The organism is Cellulosimicrobium funkei, from assembly GCF_900155925.1.
Lineage (GTDB): Bacteria > Actinomycetota > Actinomycetes > Actinomycetales > Cellulomonadaceae > Cellulosimicrobium > Cellulosimicrobium funkei.
The window spans coordinates 121867-139106 of record NZ_FTMI01000004.1 but is presented as its reverse complement, the minus strand read 5'-3'; the positions used below and the strand labels follow the sequence as shown (position 1 = coordinate 139106).

Here is a 17240-nt window from a genome sequence, read left to right as displayed (position 1 = left end):
ACTCGTCCGGGTGACACCTGCGCGGCTCAGGCCGCTCCCCGGCCGGTGAGCCGACGCCCGCGCGTCGGCTCGCCGGTCGGTGGCATGCTCGGGCGGTGACCGTTCTCATCGACCCGCCCGCGTGGCCCGCGCACGGGACGCTGTTCAGCCATCTCGTGTCCGATGCGTCGCTCGCGGAGCTGCACGCGTTCGCGGCGTCGATCGGCGTGAGCCCGCGGGCGTTCGACCTCGACCACTACGACGTCGCCGCCGAGCGGTACGACGTCGCGGTCGCCGCGGGCGCGGTGCCCGTCGGGGGGCGCGAGCTCGCCCGGCGCCTCGGCGCCTCCGGCCTGCGCGTGCCCGGCCGGGCGCGGCGCGCGGCGAAGGCCGACGCGCTCCTCGCACGCTGGGACGCGCTCCTCCCGGGCGCGCGCGACGTCGGCGTCGAGCTCGTCGAGCGCTGGCACGAGCCGCACCGCGTCTACCACGGGCCCGAGCACCTCGTGCACGCGCTCGACTCCCTCGCGCTCCTCGAAGGACGCCCGCCCGGCGTGCCCGACGCCGCCCGGCCCCCAGGCCGCGCAGGTGCCGCCGCGTCGCCGGGCGGCGCCTCGGGCGGCGCGGTGTCGGACGGCGCGGCGTCGGTCACGGGCTCGATGCCTGCGGTGACGCAGCTCGCGCTGTGGTTCCACGACGCCGTGCACGACGGCGAGGCGGGCCGCGACGAGGAGCGGTCGGCCGAGCTCGCGGACGCCCGGCTGACGGGCCACGTCGGCGCCCGCAAGGTCGAGGAGGTCGTGCGGCTCGTGCTCGTGACGACCGACCACGCCCCGGCGCCGGGCGACGCGCCCGGGGCGCTCGTCTCGGACGCCGACCTCGCCGTCCTCGGCTCCGCGCCGGACCGGTACGCGCGCTACGCCCGCCAGGTGCGCGCCGAGTACGCCCACGTGCCCGACGACGCCTTCCGCACCGGGCGGGCCGCCGTCCTGCGCGCGCTGCTCGGGGGCGGCACGCTGTTCCGCACCCCGCAGGGCGCCACGCTCTGGGAGGACCGCGCCCGAGCCAACCTCACCGCCGAGCTCACGACGCTCGACTCCCCCGCCTGACGTCCGCTCACGACCCCGGAACACCAGGTGCTGGTGCTGCGGTCCCGTCGAGGGGCTGAGGTCGACCGCATGGAAGGCGACAGAGTGCGGGCAGGAACCCCGACCCTGACGCCGACGCGGCAGGTCGGCACCTGGTGGATCCGAGCGGGCCCGTCCGCTCGCGAGGGCCACGCCGCACCGCCGTCTTCACCGACCGAGTCGTCGCTCGACGAGAGCACGTTCACGGGGTGGCATCGCTGCCGGCCCTGGGCGTTCACGCGGTCGGCCCGGCTCCCTGCGAGGTCTCGATCCGCGCGAGATCGAAGCACAGACGCGGGATCACACGCCCGGCGACAGAGCCGCTGGGGGTCTCTCCGACGCGCCAGGCACCGTGCCGGCGATAGAACGGCTCCGCTCCGGGGTCGGAGTCGAGAAACAGCCGGTGGAGCCCGAGGCGCCTCGCGGCGCCGAGGGCATCGACGAGGAGGGCATGCCCGACGCCGCGGCCCATGTGCTCGGGGTCGACGAACAACGCGCTCAGCTCGGGTTCCGACCCTGCTGGTTCGACGAGGGCGAAGCCGATGATCCGACCGTGCTGCTCCGCGATGCGCATCCCGCCCCCGCTGCACTGCTTGCTCGTGAAGGTCAGCTCTGAGCGACACGCCTCCAGGAACGGGGCGGAGTACCCCCAGGACGCTTTGGAGCGGAGCGCGAGTCCGGAGGCCGCGTCCGCGTCCTGCGCCGTGGCGTCGCGAAGGCGGAAGGCAGTCATGAGCGAGCCAGACAGGACGGGTCCATCAGCTCAGCCTATCGACGGCACGCTCCGAGCGCCGCGGCGGCCGCACGACACCGCCGAAAGCGCTGCGGCGACGAGGCAGCCGGTGCTAGCGCCACCCCTCGGGGTCGACGCCGACCGCGGTGTCGAGCTCGTCCCAGGACGTGATCCGGGTGCGGTGCACGGCGCGTCGTCGCGAGAACCGGATCACGACGAGGCCGGCGACCACGAGGGCGAGGGCGAGGGCGAGCAGCCAGTACGCGCCCGTGATGATCCCGGTCGCGGCGAGCACTCCACCCGCGCCGGCGCCTCCGGCGACCGAGCCACCGTCGTACATGACACCACCTCCGGCACTCATGCTCCTCCGCGTGTCCGCGAGTGTCCAGTGGACCCGGGTGCGACAGGAGGTGCACGATGTCTGACGTGCGGCGACCGCCGTCGTCGCACCACGAGGTCGTGGTTGAGGGTGGCATGCTCTCGGGAGATCAGGACGACGCGCCAGCACCAGGTGTCTCGGCACGCTGGGAGACCGGTCGCGCCGCGAGGATCGGCGTCTTCACGTGCCTCGCGGTCATCACCTCGGCCTGCTGGGTCTCGATCGACCACGTGTTTGCCTCGACTGCACCGGTGCTCGCCGTGTGGTTGTTCCTCGCGCTGCTCGTCACGGCTCAGCTCGTCGTGTCTCAGTTCGCGACACCGTTCACGGTGGACGCCGCCACGGCGGACGAGCTGCACAAGCTGCGTGTGGTCGTCCTGGTGCCGTGCTACAACGAAGATCCCCGGCTCCTGGAGCAGGGGGTGCGATCGATGATCGCGCAGACCCGGCCTCCTGACGCCATCTCCGTGATCGACGACGGTTCGCTCATCGACTACTCGGCGGTCCGGGAGTCGCTCCGACGTGCCGCGCACGACGCCCAGGTAGAGCTGTACTGGCGGCGCACGCGGAACCACGGGAAGCGGTACGCGTTGGTCAACGCCGCGCGCCAAGCCGCAGACGCCGACATCTACGTCACCGTGGACAGCGACAGCATCCTCGACCGCTCGGCCATCGAAGAGGGGTTGAAGCCGTTCGCGGATGAGCGTGTCCAGTCGGTCGCCGGGTTCCTGCTCGTCCTCAACTACTCCGACAGCTGGTTGTCCCGGCTCATGGAGCTCGTCATCGTCAGCTGGGGCCAGTTCGAACGCTCCGCACTCTCGGTGGCCGGCTCTGTGCTCGTCAACTCGGGAGCCTGCGCGTTCTACCGAGCGGGCCTCGTCCGCGAGGTCTCCGCGGACTTCCTCTCGGAGAGCATCTTTGGCCAGCCGATGTCCTTCTCGGACGACAGTCTCCTCACGCTCTTCGCGCTGGAGCGTGGCCGAGCCGTGCAGCAGCCCACCTGCTTCGTGTTCTCGGCCATGCCGACGACGCTCCGCCCGCACCTCGTCCAGCAGGCGCGCTGGATGAGAGGAGCGATCGTGCGTGCGTGGTGGAGGTTCAAGTACTTGCCCGTGACGTCCGTCGCGTACTGGGCGCTGGCTCTCAAGTGGTTGCAGTTCATCGTGAACACCGTCCTCACCCTCGCGCTCGTCTCCGCGGCGCTGCAGCTCTCCCCGAGTGCGCTGGCCTTCATCGGCACCGCCTGGCTGGGTCTCCAGCTCGCGATCAGCTCGCGCTACCTGGCGCTCCGGCGCAGCGATCAGACGACCGCGCAGCGATGGGGCGTGTACGCGCTCGTCCCGCTCCTGGTCTTCTGGCAGGCCGTCGTCCTGCACCAGCTGCGCCTCTACGCCTACGCGACCTTCGGACGGATGCACTGGGGAAGCCGCTCCTCCCAGGCTGCTCAGCCGTCGCGGCGCCGGTCACCAGCACCGAGCGAGACGTGACGAGCACGGGTGGCGGGCAGCGGCACCTACGGACGACTGAGCGGGCTCCGCCCGACGACGGCGATGACGCCGCGCCCGAGTGCGGCTCGCGCGCTCTCACGAGCGGTCTCCTCGGGCACTAGGGTCGAGTCGTGACCGACGATCCGGCGACACCTCCGGCCGCCGCACCCTCCCTCTCGGGAGACCGGCCGCGGTCGGCCGCTGCCCTGCCATCGCCCTCCGCTGCGGCAGGAGCAGGGTGGTCCGGCCGGACCCCGGCGGCCGGCGCTCGCCGGTCCCGACGCCGATGCCTGACCCTCGGGACGGCCGCCGGGCTCGTGGTGCTCGTCCTGGCGCCGTTCGTCGTGGTGCAGGCGGTGGGGCGCTCGCACGTCGCCGACCCCGCGCACGTGCCGCCGAGCGACGCGATCGTCGTGCCGGGGGCGGGGCTGCGGCCGGACGGGACGCCGTCCACGTACCTGCGCCGCCGGCTCGACGCGGCGGCCGAGCTCTACGACCGGGGCGTCGCGCCGGTCGTGCTCGTGAGCGGCGACGCGCACGACGACTACGACGAGCCCGGCTCGATGCGCGCGTGGCTGCTGGGTCGCGGCGTGCCCGACGACGCGATCCTGCTCGACCGCGAGGGCTTCGACACCCACGCGACGTGCACGCGCGCGGCGTCGGAGTTCGGCGTCGGCACGGCGGTGGTCGTCACGCAGGGGTACCACCTGCCGCGCACGCTGTTCTCGTGCCGCGTCGCAGGTCTCGACGCCGTGGGGGTCGGCGTCAGCGCGGCGAGCGTGGAGCCGTGGAAGGCCGTGCTCTACCGCGCCCGCGAGGTTCCCGCGGCGACGAAGGCCGTGCTCGACGCCGTGCTCCGCTGAGCGGGGCTCCGTCAGGGCAGCCGCAGGCGGCGCATGACGTCGAGCGCCGACGTGAGGACCTTGCTCGGCAGCTCCCCGCCGAGCTGGTAGAGCGTGTCGAGCGTGAGGCCCTGGTTCGCGCCGCGCTGCACGGAGATCGTCTGCGCCTCGGTGAGCGCCTCGATGCCCTCGCGCCCGTGGCGGCGCCCGAGGCCCGACGCCTTGAACCCGCCCATCGGTGCCCCGACGGAGCCCCACGTCGCGGAGTAGCCGTCGTTGACGTTGACCGTCCCGGCCTCGACGCGCGCCGCGATCCGACGGCCCCGGGCGGCGTCGCGCGTCCACACGCTCGCGTTGAGCCCGTACTCGGTGTCGTTCATGACCTCGACGGCCTCGTCGTCGCTCGCGACCCGGCGCACGGAGACGACCGGGCCGAACGTCTCCTCGCGCGCGCACGCCGCGTCGTCGGGCACGTCGTCGAGGACGGTGGGCGCGTAGAACCACGGCCCGATGTCCGCCCGGTGCACGCCGCCCGCGAGGACGCGCGCGCCGCGCGCGATGGCGTCCTCGACATGGGCGACCACGCGGTCGAGCTGCGCCTGCGACGTGAGCGACCCCATGTCGGCCGAGTAGTCGAGCCCGGCGCCGAGACGCATCTCACGCACGAGGGGCACGAACTCGTCGAGGAACGCGTCCGCCACGTCCTCGTGCAGCACGAGCCGCTCGATCGACACGCAGAGCTGGCCGGAGTTGGAGAAGCACGCGCGCACGGCGCCACGCGCGGCGGCGCGCACGTCGGCGTCGGCCGCGACGTAGAGCGGGTTCTTGCCGCCCAGCTCGAGCGTCGCGCCGATGAGGCGCTCCCCCGCGCGCGCCGCGACCTTGCGGCCGGTGGCCGTCGAGCCCGTGAACGCGATGTGGTCCACGTGGTCGGTCACCGCAGCGCCGACGTCTCCCCCGCCCGCGACGACGAGGAACAGGTCGGCGGGCAGCCCCGCCTCCTCGAGCAGCTCCGCGCCCCACAGCGCGGTGAGCGTCGTCTGCGGGTCCGGCTTGAGCACGACGGCGTTCCCCGCCACGAGCGCGGGCACGGCCTCGGCGAACGCGAGCGTCAGCGGGTAGTTCCACGGCGCGATGACGCCGACGACGCCCACGGGACGGCGGTGCACGCGCGTGCCGGTGAGCACGGGCAGCATCCCCGGCGCCCGCCGGTCGGCGAGGTAGCGCGGGCCGCGCTGGGCGTAGTGGCGCGTGAGGATCGCGACGTCCGCGACCTCCTCGAACGCGCTGCGCCGCGACTTGCCGGACTCCATCTGGATGAGGTCGAGGCCGTCCGACTGGCGCGCGAGCACGAGCTCGCCGAAGCGCCGCAGCACCGCCGCGCGCTCGCGCACGGAGCGGGCGGCCCAGGCCGGCTGCGCGGCCCGCGCGCGTGCCACGGCACGGGCGACGTCCGCGACGGACGAGACGGGGACCGCGGCGAGCGGGGCTCCCGTGGACGGCAGGACGGAGCGGTGCATGCCCGCCTCGTTGCTCGTGACGACGCGCTGCGCGAGGGGGGCCACGACCTCCGGCTCGAGGACGTAGGTCGCGGCCGGGTTCTCGGGGTCGATCAGGCCGTCCAGCGCGGCGCCGTCGCCGCGCCCGGAGCCGGGTGTGCCGGATGAGCTCGTCATGGGGACAGGCTACGTCGTGGCGCTGACAGCGCGTCGACGGGCTGCTCCCACGTGGTGAGCACGGGCCGGAACCCCTGCCGCGCCCAGAAGGGCGCGGACAGCGGGTTGAGCACGCCGTGGTGCAGCACGACGACGGCGCCCGGCCCGGCCTGCTCGTGCACGCGCGCGAGCGCCGCGTCGACGAGCGCCCCGCCGACCCCGGTACCGCGCGCGCTGCCCGTCACGTGCAGCAGGACGAGGTAGGCGACCGGCCCCGCCATGACCGTCCCGGCCACGGCCCCGGAGCGCTCCGGCGGCTCGACCGCGATGACGCCCACGACCTCGCCCGCCCGCTCCCCCGGCGCCTGGCGGCGCGCCACGAGGACCGTGGTGCGCGGGTTCTCGACGGCGGCGGCGACCTGGGCGGCGAGGTGCTCGGCCGCGAGCGGCCGGACGCGGGCCGCGCCCACGAGCTCGTCGTACGCGAGCTCGGCGCGCTGGTGCTCGACGACGGCGGCCACGTCGTCCGGGCCGGCGTCGGTCAGCACGAGCCCGGGGAGGTCGGTGCGGGTCCGGGCCGACGGGACGCCGCGGCGCGCGGCGAGGTGCACCGTCGGGCGCACGCCGCTCGCCGCGAGGGCACCCACGGCCTCGACGTCGCGGCTCGGCCACAGGAGCGCCAGGCCGTGGTCGCGGGGTGCGGGGCCCCGCTCGGGCAGCCCGTCGCCCGCCGGTGCGCTGCCCGGGTCGCGCCCGACGCGCGCCGTCCAGGCCGCGACGAGCGCGCGGACCGCGCCGCCCACGTCCGGTCCCGCCGCGCGCGCCCGCAGCCGGTGCTCGCGCAGCGCGCGGAACCCCGCCGCCGCGGAGCCGGGTCCGACGTCCCCCACCCCGAGGAGCCCCGCGGCCCGGGAACCGTCCGGGAGCCGCACGGCGAGGAGACGCTCGTCGTCCGCGGTGGCACCGAGAGCGGGGACCGCGACGAGCGGGTCGAGCACCGCGACGCGCGCGCGGTGCTCGGTCTCGAGGGCGGCGAGGTCGTCGTCGTCCGGCCGCCACGCGGCGGGGGTCATCGTCCGGCGTCGCGGGCGTCCGGGGCGCCGAGCGGGCGGCCGAGCACGACGCACTCCTGGTCCGCGTACCCGAGTCGCTCGTAGAAGCCGCGCACCGCGTCGTTCGTGGCGCGCACCATGAGGCGCACGGCCCGCGCGCCCTGCGCGGCGAGCCACGCCTCCGCCGCGACGACCGTCGCACGGCCCGCGCCGCGCCCCTGGACGCGAGGGTCGACCGCCACGTAGTAGAGCCAGCCACGGTGCCCGTCCACGCCGGCCATGGCCGTCGCGACGAGCTCCCCCGCCGCGACCCCGGGCGCCTCGGGAGCACCGTCCGGGGCCACCGTGGGCAGGTCGCGCGTCGCACGGCCCACGAGCACCGTCGAGGTCTCGCCCAGGCGGGCGTCGGCGAGGTCGCGGTACGGGTCGTTCCAGGGCCGGGTGAGCCCGCACTCCCGCCACAGCGCGACGACCGCCTCGACGTCGGCGTCCTCGACCTCCGTGAAGACCAGGTCGGTGGAGGCCTCCGACGAGGCCGCGTCCGCGACGTCCGCCTCCGGGCGGGCCGCGCCCGCGGCGGGCACGGAGCCGTTGCCGCCCGGCGCGCCGTCGCCGGCGTGCGTCAGGCGCGGACCGTCGGCGATGCGTCCGGCCACGGCGGGCTCAGCGGGGCTGGTACGGGGAGACGACGACCTCGACGCGCTGGAACTCCTTGAGGTCCGAGTACCCGGTCGTCGCCATGGCCCGGCGGAGCGCGCCGACGAGGTTGAGCGTGCCGTCCGCCTGGCGGCCCGGCCCGAAGAGGATCTCCTCGAGCGTGCCGGCCGTGCCGACGCGCACGCGCTCGCCGCGCGGGAGCTGGGCGTGGTGGGCCTCCGAGCCCCAGTGCCAGCCCTTGCCCGGCGCCTCCTCGGCCCGCGCGAGCGCCGCGCCGAGCATCACCGCGTCGGCGCCGCACGCGACCGCCTTGACGAGGTCGCCCGAGCGGCCGACGCCGCCGTCCGCGATGACGTGCACGTAGCGGCCGCCCGACTCGTCGAGGTAGTCGCGGCGGGCCGCCGCGACGTCCGCGACCGCGGTCGCCATGGGCGCGTGGATGCCGAGCGAGACCCGCGTGGTGTGGGCGGCGCCGCCGCCGAAGCCGACGAGGACGCCCGCGGCGCCCGTGCGCATGAGGTGCAGCGCCGCGGTGTACGTGGACGCGCCACCCACGACGACCGGGACGTCGAGCTCGTAGATGAAGCGCTTGAGGTTGAGCGGCTCGGCGACGCCGGACACGTGCTCGGCGGAGACCGTCGTGCCGCGGATGACGAACAGGTCGACGCCCGCGTCGACCACCGTCTGGTAGTGCTCCTGGGTGCGCTGCGGCGACAGGGCCGCGGCGACGGTGACGCCCGCCGCGCGGATCTCCTTGAGGCGCTGCGTGATGAGGTCGGCCTTGATGGGCTCGGCGTAGATCTCCTGCATGCGGCGCGTCGCCTCGAGCGGCTCGAGCCCGGCGATCTCCTCGAGGAGCGCGGTCGGGTCGTCGTAGCGCGTCCACAGGCCCTCGAGGTCGAGGACACCGAGGCCGCCGTGGTTGCCGAGCGCGACCGCGGTCGCCGGGCTCATGACCGAGTCCATGGGCGCCGCGAGGATCGGCAGGTCGAAGTGGTAGGCGTCGATCTGCCAGCCGACCGACACCTCCTCCGGGTCGCGCGTGCGCCGCGAGGGCACGACGGCGACGTCGTCGAAGGAGAACGCGCGCCGACCGCGCTTGCCACGTCCGATCTCGATCTCGTTGCTCACCGGGTCAGCCTACCGGCGGGCCGTGCCCGTCACCTGCACCGACCACCGTGTGGGTGGGCGCTGGCAGGGTGACGCTCGTCGCCGGGACGTCCGGCGACGACGGGAGCGCGGGCGCCCCGGGCCCCGACCGGACGGCAGAGGTGGACCATGACGACGACGCCCTGGACGGCGGGACCGCTGCTCGGTCTCGACACCGAGACCACGGGCCTCGACGTCGACGTCGACCGCGTCGTCACCGCCGCGCTCGTGCTCCGCGAGCCGGGCGCCACGCACGTGCGCACGTGGCTCCTCGACCCGGGCGTCGAGATCCCGGCGGAGGCGACGGGGATCCACGGCATCACGACCGCGCACGCCACGGCGCACGGGTCGGCCCCCGCCGTCGCGCTCGACGAGATCGCGACGCTCGTCGTCGACGCCCAGCGCGACGGCGTCCCCCTCGTCGCCTACAACGCCGCGTTCGACCTCGCGATCCTCGACACCGAGCTCGTGCGGCACGGCCTGCCGACGCTCGCCGCGCGCCTCGGGCGGCCCGTGCGGCCGGTGCTCGACCCGCTCGTGCTCGACCGGGCGTGGGACCCGGCCCGCGAGGGCAAGCGCCGGCTCGTCGACCTGTGCGCGCGCTACGAGGTGCTCGACGTCGGGCCCCTGCACACGGCGGACGGGGACGTGCTCGCGACGCTCGACCTGCTCGACGCGCTCGCGCGCGCGTACCCGGACCTGGCCGGGCTCGGCCCGGTCGCGCTGCACGACCTGCAGGTCGTCGCGCACCGGCAGTGGGTCGACGCCCTGGACCCGGACCGCGACCAGCCCTACGTCGGCGCCGGCGCGGACGGCCGCTGGCCGGGCTGACCCGGGCGCACGCCCGCGTCGCCACCTGCGGGCATATCTCATGGTGCGGGTGAAGGTCGTGTGATGGAGGCATGATGGCGGACCGCACGCGCCCCTTCGCCGCGTCGATATCTCATCCATGAGTTATCGTCGCTCTCATGACAGCGATCGACGACGCACCTCTCACGCAGGTCGGCGCGCTCATCCGCGGCGCCCGCCAGAACCGGGGTCTCACCCAGACACAGCTCGCGGAGCGGCTCGGCACGAGCCAGAGCGCCGTGCACCGCATCGAGCAGGGCTCGCAGAACCTCAGCCTGGAGATGCTCAACCGCATCGGCCTCGCGCTCGACTCCGAGATCATCAGCCTCGGCGGCCCCAAGCACGCGCACCTGCGCGTCCAGGGCGGCCAGACCCTCTCCGGCCGCATCGAGGTGAACTCCTCCAAGAACGGCGCGGTCGCGCTGCTGTGCGCCTCGCTCCTCAACCGCGGTCGCACCACCCTGCGCGGCGTGGCCCGCATCGTCGAGGTCGACCGGATCGTCGACGTGCTGCGCTCCATCGGCGTGCGGGCGACCTGGACGACGGGCGGCCGGGACCTCGAGATCGTCGTGCCGGAGCGCCTCGACCTCGCCGCGATCGACGTCGACGCCGCGCGCCGCACGCGCTCGATCATCATGTTCCTCGGGCCGCTGCTCGGGCTGCGGGACACGTTCGAGCTCCCGTACGCGGGCGGCTGCGACCTCGGGACCCGCACCGTCGAGCCGCACATGATCGCCCTGCGGCCCTTCGGCCTGGCCGTCACCGCGACGGGCGGGAACTACCACGCGACCGTCGCCCCGGCGTCGGGCACGGACCTGTCGGTCGTGCTCACCGAGCGCGGCGACACCGTCACCGAGAACGCGCTCATGGCCGCGGCCCGCCGCGAGGGCGTGACGACGATCCGCAACGCCAGCTCGAACTACATGGTGCAGGACCTGTGCTTCTACCTCGAGCTGCTCGGCGTGCAGGTCGAGGGGATCGGCACGACGACCCTGCGCGTGCACGGCCGCACCGACATCGACGTGGACGTGGAGTACGCCGTCTCGGAGGACCCGGTCGAGGCGATGAGCCTGCTCACGGCGGGCATCGTCACGGGCTCGGAGATCACCGTGGCCCGCGTCCCGATCGAGTTCATGGAGATCGAGCTCGCGACGCTCGCCGAGATGGGGCTGCGGTACACGCAGAGCACCGAGTACGTGGCGCGCAACGGCCGCACGCGCCTGGTCGACGTCACGGTGCACCCCAGCGAGCTGCACGCGCCGATCGACAAGATCCACCCCATGCCGTTCCCCGGCCTCAACATCGACAACCTGCCGTTCTTCGCGGTCATCGCCGCGAACGCGCAGGGCACGACGCTCATCCACGACTGGGTCTACGAGGGGCGCGCCATCCACCTCACCGACCTCACGCGGCTCGGCGCCGACGTGCGGCTCCTGGACGCCCACCGGCTCCAGGTGACGGGCCCCACGCGCTGGTCGGGCGCCGAGGTGAGCTGCCCGCCCGCCCTGCGCCCCGCCGTCGTCATCCTGCTCGCGATGCTCGCCGCGAAGGGCACCTCCGTCCTGCGCGGCGTCGACATCATCGCGCGCGGCTACGAGGGCCTCACCGAGCGCCTGCGCGAGCTCGGCGCCAACATCGAGACGTTCCGCGACTGACCCCTCGGCACCCTCGGCGCCCACGGGCCCTCGAGCCCTCGGTGCCCACGACGCCGGCACGACCACGACGGGCCGCCCTCCTGCGGGAGGGCGGCCCGTCGCCGTCACTTCGGGTAGACGGCGTCGACCTCCACCTCGACGAGCCAGCCGTCGACCGGCAGGTTCTCGATCTCGAGCGCGAAGCGCGACGGCCGGGCCGCGTTGACCACCATGGGCGCCGTCCGGGCCGAGCCGAGCTGGACCTCGAGCGTCGCGCCGGTCGCGAGGTTCGTGTTCGCGAAGAACTGGCGGTAGGCGCGGTTCCAGCCGGCGAAGTCCATCTTCTCCTGGCCCGCGGGATTCTGGAGGAACACCCGCATGGAGACGACGTCGTCGTAGGAGAGCCCGGCCCGCTCGAGGTTCTCGCCGATCCGCATGAGGACGTTGATGCCCTGCGCCTCCGTGATCGTCACGCCGGCCGGCAGGACGCCGCCGGGGAAGACGTCGGTCGGGACGTAGCGCTGCTCGGCCGTCGCGCCGGGCGTCGTGTTCATCGCGGCGGGACCGAGGCCGGACGACTTGTACCAGGAGACGTTCTTCCCGATCGCGACGCCGTCGGCGATGGACGGGGTGTCGCCGGTGACGAAGGAGTGGGCCTCGGTCGGCCTCGGCTCGAAGAGCTTCCCGGCGGCGACGGCGGTGCCGGGGACGGCGACGGCGGCGGTGAGGGCGACGGCGACGACGACCTTGGTGCGGTTCTTCATGCAGGCCTCCCAGGGGGACGACGGGCGCCACCCTGGCGCCCGGGCTCCGGCCGGTCGCGAGGACCGCCGGGGCCGCGACGCTAGCCAGCCTCCGTTTCCGCGCCGTGACCGCCACGTGTCGGGTCGTCGCCGGTGCCACCGCGCGCCCGGACGCAGCGGCGCGCCGTCCCGCGGGCGCCGCCGAGGGCCGCGACACGAGACGTTTACGAGAGCCGCGAACCGTTGACCGACGCGAAACGCGCCGGACCCGTGCTCGCGACGACACGTCCCTAGCGTCGGGCCCGGTGCTGACGGCGGCACCCGGCATCGTGGGCCGGGCTCGCCGCCCGTCAGGCCGTGGACGAGAGGGCTCCAGCCACATGGTCACTGACGAGAAGACGACCGGCGTCTCGCGCCGCAACTTCCTCCAGGCCGTCGGGGTCGGCTCCAGCGCCGGCGTCATGTTCGCGACGATGGGCGCGGTCGGCCTCGCCCCGACGGCCGCCGCCCAGCCGCGGAACGAGTCGTGGACACCGCCGCGGGGCAGCGACTTCAGCCTCACGGGCCGCTCCGCGAAGAAGGTCGTCGTCGTCGGCGCCGGGCCGGCGGGCCTGGCCACGGCGTACGAGCTGCAGAAGGCCGGCTACCGCGTCACGGTCCTCGAGGCGCGGCACCGCGTCGGCGGCCGGACGCTGACGATACGCGGCAGCGACGCGGAGACCGATGTCAACGGCGTCACGCAGAAGGCGCAGTTCGCCGACGGCGTCTACATGAACGCGGGCGCGGGGCGCATCGCCCAGTGGATGGTCACCATGGACTACCTGCGCGAGCTCGGAGTCCCCTACGAGGTGTTCACGAACGCCAACGCGGACGCCTACCTCTACAACGAGCGCTCCGGCGCGACCCCCGGCAACCCGGTCCGATACCGCACCGCGAAGGCCGACGTGTTCGGCTACACGTCCGAGCTGCTCGGCTATGCGACCGACCAGGGTGCGCTCGACCAGAAGCTCACCGCCGCGGACAAGGAGAACCTGCGCGCGTTCCTCCGGTCGTGGGGGTCGCTCCAGGCCGACGGGAGCTACCGGGGCGGGAGCAACCGCGGGTACGCGGTCTACCCGTCCGCGTGGAACGAGCACGGCACGCCCCTGCCCGGCCCGGGCTCGGTGTCGGAGGTGCTCGCCTCGAAGGTCGGGCAGTACTTCCCGTTCGAGATCAACTGGGAGCAGTCGATGCTCATGTTCCAGCCCAAGGGCGGCATGGACACCACCTACGACTACTTCGTCAAGGCGATCGGCAAGCAGAACGTCCAGCTCAGCTCGCCCGTCACCGCGGTGAAGAACACGCCGCGCGGCGTCTCGGTCACGTACACCGCCCCCAACGGCAAGGCGCGGCAGATCGACGCCGACTTCGCCGTCGTCTCGGCGCCCGCGGGGCTCATGCGCCGCTGGGACACGAACTGGGGGCCCGACGTCGACGCCGCGCTCGGCGAGTTCGCCGTCGGGTCGCCCGCGGGCAAGATCGGGCTCCAGTACCGGTCGCGGTTCTGGGAGGACGACCACCGGATCTACGGCGGCATCACCGAGACCGACATGGACCTCGCCCACGTCTGGTACCCGTCCTACGGCTACGGGGAGCGCCGCGGGCTCGTCGTGGGCTACTACAACACCGGCGCGAACGCGCGCGCCTACGCGGACATGACGCCGCGGCAGCGGGAGATGCGCGCCGTCGAGCAGGGCGTGAAGATCCACGGCGAGAAGTACCGGACGGAGCTCGAGAGCTCGTTCTCCATCGCGTGGCACAAGGTGCCCTACATCGAGGGCGCCTGGGCCTACCCGAACACGCAGTCGTCCCGGTTCAAGCTCCTGCAGCAGGGCGCCGGGAACGTGTACTTCGCGGGCGACTGGATGTCCGAGATCTCGGCCTGGCAGCACGGTGCGTTCTGGGCCGCGCGCTACGCCGTCCAGGCGCTGCACGCGCGCGTCATGGCGTCGTGACCGCCGACCGCACGCAGCGCTGACGGGACGACGACGGCCCGGCGCCACCCCGTGAGGGTGGTGCCGGGCCGTCGGTCGTGGTGCTGCGTCCCGGCGCTCAGAAGCCCGTGTAGTTGGGGGCCTCGACCGTCATCTGCACGTCGTGCGGGTGGCTCTCCTTGAGCGACGCCGACGTGATGCGGATGAAGCGCCCCTTCTCCTGGAGCTCGGGCACGGTGCGAGCGCCGACGTAGAACATCGTCTGGTGCAGGCCGCCGACGAGCTGGTGCGCCACGGTGCCGAGCGACCCCTTGTAGGGCACCTGGCCCTCGACGCCCTCGGGGACGATCATGTCGTCGCTCGTGACCTCGGCCTGGAAGTAGCGGTCCTTCGAGTACGACTTCTTGCCGCGCGAGGACATGGCGCCCATGGAGCCCATGCCGCGGTACGCCTTGTACTGCTTGCCCTTGACGAGGATCGTCTCGCCCGGGGACTCCTCGGTGCCCGCGAGCATCGAGCCGAGCATCACCGTCTCCGCGCCCGCGACGATCGCCTTCCCGATCTCGCCCGAGTGACGCATGCCGCCGTCGGCGATGACCGGGACCCCGGCCGGGCGCGCGGCGAGCGACGCCTCGTAGACGGCGGTCACCTGCGGGACGCCGACGCCCGTGACGATGCGCGTGGTGCAGATCGAGCCCGGCCCGACGCCGACCTTGACCGCGTCCGCGCCCGCGTCGACGAACGCCTGCGCGCCCTCGCGCGTCGCGACGTTGCCGCCGATCACCTGGACGTCGCGCGTCGCTGGGTCGGACTTGAGGCGCGCGACCATCTCGATGAGCATCCGGACGTTGCCGTGCGCCGTGTCCGCGACCAGCACGTCGACGCCCGCGTCGATGAGCGTCGTGGCGCGCTGCCACGCGTCGCCGAAGTAGCCGATCGCGGCGCCGACGAGCAGGCGGCCCTGGCCGTCCTTCGACGCGTTGGGGAACTGCTCGGACTTGACGAAGTCCTTGACCGTGATGAGCCCGGTGAGACGGCCGTCCGCGTCGACGAGCGGCAGGCGCTCGAGCTTGTGCTTGCGCAGGAGCGCGGTCGCCTCCTCGCGGGAGATCCCCGCCGGGCCCGTGATGAGCGGCTGGGGCGTCATGACCTCGTCGACCTTCGTCGTCGCCCACTCGGCGACGGGCGTGAAGCGCAGGTCGCGGTTGGTCACCATGCCGATGAGGCGGCGCTCGGCGTCGAGCACCGGGAAGCCGGAGATGCGGTACTCGCCCGCGGTCTTGTCGAGCTCCTCGAGCGTCGCGTCGGGCCCGATGGTCACCGGGTTGTCGATGATGCCCGTCTGCGTGCGCTTCACCAGGTCGACCTGGAGCGCCTGGTCCTCGATCGAGAGGTTGCGGTGCAGCACGCCGATGCCGCCCTGGCGCGCCATCGCGATGGCCATGCGCGACTCGGTGACGGTGTCCATGGCCGCCGAGACGAGCGGCACGCGGATCGAGATCTCGCGCGTCAGGCGCGTCGTGGTGTCGATGTCCGACGGCGCCAGGTCCGAGTAGCCGGGCTGCAGCAGGACGTCGTCGTAGGTGAGACCCAGGAATCCGAAGGGGTCACGGTCGGGGACTGCGGCGGGGACGGGCGAGGCGGTCACACCAGGATTCTACGCCGGGGGCCCTCGCCGTATTCCCGCCCGGTCCCCGCCCGCCCGGGGCCCGGGAGGCACGGACGGGCGGGAGGCACGTGGGCGTGCAGGCGCGCGCCGCACCCGGCCGGGCGGCCCCGCGGACGGCTCAGCGCACGACGGCGAGGAGCTCGTGCAGGAGGCCCGTGAAGCTGCGCACCCGGTGGACGGTCGCGGCGAGCGGGAGCTCCTCCGCGGCCTGGTCGCTCGGGAGACCGACGAAGAACGGCAGGCTCGGGTTCGCGTCGTGCGCGGCGTGCACGATGCCCAGGTCGGGACGCGCCTGCGTGGTCACCATCGCCACCGCGGACGGCCGCACCATCGTCACGATCTCCAGCGTGCGGTGCACGTTCGCGGGCCCGGTGACGATCCGCGCCATCGCGCCGTGCGAGGCGAGCGACGCGGCGAGCGCGTGCGCGGCCAGCGGGAGCGGCTCGTCGGGCGCAGCGAAGACGAGGACGATCCGCCGCATGCGGCTCGGGTGGTTCCGGGGCGGCCCCCCGGCGGCCACGATCGCGTCCTCGCTCGCCTGCGTGTACTCGCGCAGCGCGACGAGCGTCGCGTTGGCGAGCACGACCTCGGGCACCTCGCCCGGGCCGGCGAGCACGGTGCGCTCGGCCAGGCGCTCGAGCGCGGGCTCGACGAGGTCGGACCACCACGCGGCCGGGTCGCCGCCCGTCGGGATGCGTAGCAGCCGGTCGCACGCGCGCTGGTCGTAGGCGATCGCCGCGTCGACGACGTCGGAGACGCGCGTGGGCCGCGGTCCCTCACGGACGCCGACCGGACGGGGACCGGCGGCCCGTGCGGGCTCGCCACCCGGGACGGAGCGCAGGAACGGGCGCGACGGCGGCGGCTCGGGCGCCTCGTCGTCGGCCTCGGGCTCGTCGGCGTCGAGGTCGCCCGCGCCGTCGGCTCCGCGGTCGTCGAAGGAGATCGCCCCACGGTTCGCGGCGAGCTCCTCCTCGTCGGCGGCGAGCGCGGCGCGGGCCGCGTCGGCGGGCGCGACGCCGTCGAGCGTGAGGCGGCGCATCACGACGAGGCGAGCGACGTCGTCGTCGGTGTAGCGCCGGTGGGAGCCGGCCCGGTGCTGCGAGGGGCCGAGGCCGTAGCGACGGTCCCAGGTGCGCAGGGTCGCGGGCGCGACGCCGAGCCGGCGCGCGACGGCGGCGACGGCGAGGCCGGGGGACGAGGTCATGCTCGGTCGGGCTCCCTCGGGGTCGGGGGCGGACCGGACTGAGGTCATGGATCGATTCTGCCGAGCGGGCACCCGTCTCGCCACCTCGTAGAGGTCACAGTCGTGCAC

Annotated in this window: 15 protein-coding genes; 6 read left to right on the top strand and 9 right to left on the bottom strand. The window is 74.2% G+C overall.

The features are described 5' to 3' along the window. Window positions 1-95: 95 nt before the first annotated feature. Window positions 96-1088 carry a DUF4031 domain-containing protein gene (locus tag BXA05_RS11720; RefSeq protein ID WP_076405102.1) on the top strand — a complete coding sequence of 331 codons (993 nt, stop codon included), beginning with the start codon at window positions 96-98 and terminating at the stop codon, window positions 1086-1088. A gap of 253 nt (window positions 1089-1341) precedes the next feature. Here the strand turns inward: BXA05_RS11720 and BXA05_RS11715 are convergent, their stop codons facing one another. Together BXA05_RS11715 and BXA05_RS11710 are read right to left on the bottom strand one after the other, a co-directional pair. Further along, window positions 1342-1839 (bottom strand): GNAT family N-acetyltransferase, encoded by a 498-nt coding sequence (locus tag BXA05_RS11715; protein ID WP_076405101.1) that lies wholly within the window; start codon window positions 1837-1839, stop codon window positions 1342-1344. Between the two features lie 112 nt (window positions 1840-1951). Continuing rightward, window positions 1952-2179, bottom strand: coding sequence for an LPXTG cell wall anchor domain-containing protein (locus tag BXA05_RS11710; RefSeq protein WP_076405100.1), 228 nt, complete (start codon window positions 2177-2179; stop codon window positions 1952-1954). A 77-nt stretch (window positions 2180-2256) separates the two neighbouring features. On the opposite strand from BXA05_RS11710, the gene BXA05_RS11705 reads away from it, so the two are divergent. Both BXA05_RS11705 and BXA05_RS11700 read left to right on the top strand, forming a co-directional pair. Continuing rightward, entirely contained in the window at window positions 2257-3705 is a 1449-nt protein-coding gene (locus tag BXA05_RS11705; protein ID WP_076405099.1) for a glycosyltransferase, read from the top strand. A gap of 317 nt (window positions 3706-4022) precedes the next feature. Further along, the gene (locus tag BXA05_RS11700) at window positions 4023-4568 is read left to right on the top strand and encodes a SanA/YdcF family protein (protein WP_076405098.1); all 546 of its coding nucleotides are present in this window, start codon (window positions 4023-4025) and stop codon (window positions 4566-4568) included. An 11-nt stretch (window positions 4569-4579) separates the two neighbouring features. On the opposite strand, the gene BXA05_RS11695 is transcribed toward BXA05_RS11700, so the two are convergent. Genes BXA05_RS11695 through BXA05_RS11680 form a run of 4 tightly spaced genes read right to left on the bottom strand, consistent with a single transcriptional unit; the run spans window position 4580 to window position 9042 of the window. Next, a complete protein-coding gene (locus tag BXA05_RS11695; protein WP_083711830.1) occupies window positions 4580-6223 on the bottom strand; it encodes a succinic semialdehyde dehydrogenase in 1644 nt (547 codons plus the stop codon). Continuing rightward, window positions 6220-7275: a GNAT family N-acetyltransferase gene (locus tag BXA05_RS11690; RefSeq protein ID WP_076405097.1), complete on the bottom strand. Its 1056-nt coding sequence runs from the start codon at window positions 7273-7275 to the stop codon at window positions 6220-6222. Before BXA05_RS11690 ends, BXA05_RS11695 begins: the two co-directional genes overlap by 4 nt. Beyond that, a complete protein-coding gene (locus tag BXA05_RS11685) occupies window positions 7272-7910 on the bottom strand; it encodes a GNAT family N-acetyltransferase (RefSeq protein ID WP_308820729.1) in 639 nt (212 codons plus the stop codon). Before BXA05_RS11685 ends, BXA05_RS11690 begins: the two co-directional genes overlap by 4 nt. Window positions 7911-7917: 7 nt before the next feature. After that, a complete protein-coding gene (locus tag BXA05_RS11680) occupies window positions 7918-9042 on the bottom strand; it encodes a GuaB3 family IMP dehydrogenase-related protein (RefSeq protein WP_034653983.1) in 1125 nt (374 codons plus the stop codon). A 147-nt stretch (window positions 9043-9189) separates the two neighbouring features. Here BXA05_RS11680 and BXA05_RS11675 point away from each other — a divergent pair, with 147 nt between their 5' ends. Continuing rightward, entirely contained in the window at window positions 9190-9891 is a 702-nt protein-coding gene (locus tag BXA05_RS11675) for an exonuclease domain-containing protein (RefSeq protein WP_061268648.1), read from the top strand. Between the two features lie 137 nt (window positions 9892-10028). Continuing rightward, a complete protein-coding gene (locus tag BXA05_RS11670; RefSeq protein WP_170963172.1) occupies window positions 10029-11564 on the top strand; it encodes a type II toxin-antitoxin system RelB family anti-toxin in 1536 nt (511 codons plus the stop codon). Between the two features lie 104 nt (window positions 11565-11668). Here the strand turns inward: BXA05_RS11670 and BXA05_RS11665 are convergent, their stop codons facing one another. Further along, entirely contained in the window at window positions 11669-12307 is a 639-nt protein-coding gene (locus tag BXA05_RS11665; protein WP_076405096.1) for a Rid family hydrolase, read from the bottom strand. A gap of 359 nt (window positions 12308-12666) precedes the next feature. Here BXA05_RS11665 and BXA05_RS11660 point away from each other — a divergent pair, with 359 nt between their 5' ends. Continuing rightward, window positions 12667-14280: a flavin monoamine oxidase family protein gene (locus BXA05_RS11660; RefSeq protein ID WP_076405095.1), complete on the top strand. Its 1614-nt coding sequence runs from the start codon at window positions 12667-12669 to the stop codon at window positions 14278-14280. Between the two features lie 97 nt (window positions 14281-14377). On the opposite strand, the gene guaB is transcribed toward BXA05_RS11660, so the two are convergent. Both guaB and BXA05_RS11650 read right to left on the bottom strand, forming a co-directional pair. Then, on the bottom strand, window positions 14378-15907 hold the full coding sequence (gene guaB, locus BXA05_RS11655) for an IMP dehydrogenase (RefSeq protein WP_021479849.1): 1530 nt from the start codon (window positions 15905-15907) through the stop codon (window positions 14378-14380). A gap of 139 nt (window positions 15908-16046) precedes the next feature. After that, window positions 16047-17180 (bottom strand): MerR family transcriptional regulator, encoded by a 1134-nt coding sequence (locus BXA05_RS11650; protein ID WP_076405094.1) that lies wholly within the window; start codon window positions 17178-17180, stop codon window positions 16047-16049. Between the last annotated feature and the right edge of the window lie 60 nt (window positions 17181-17240).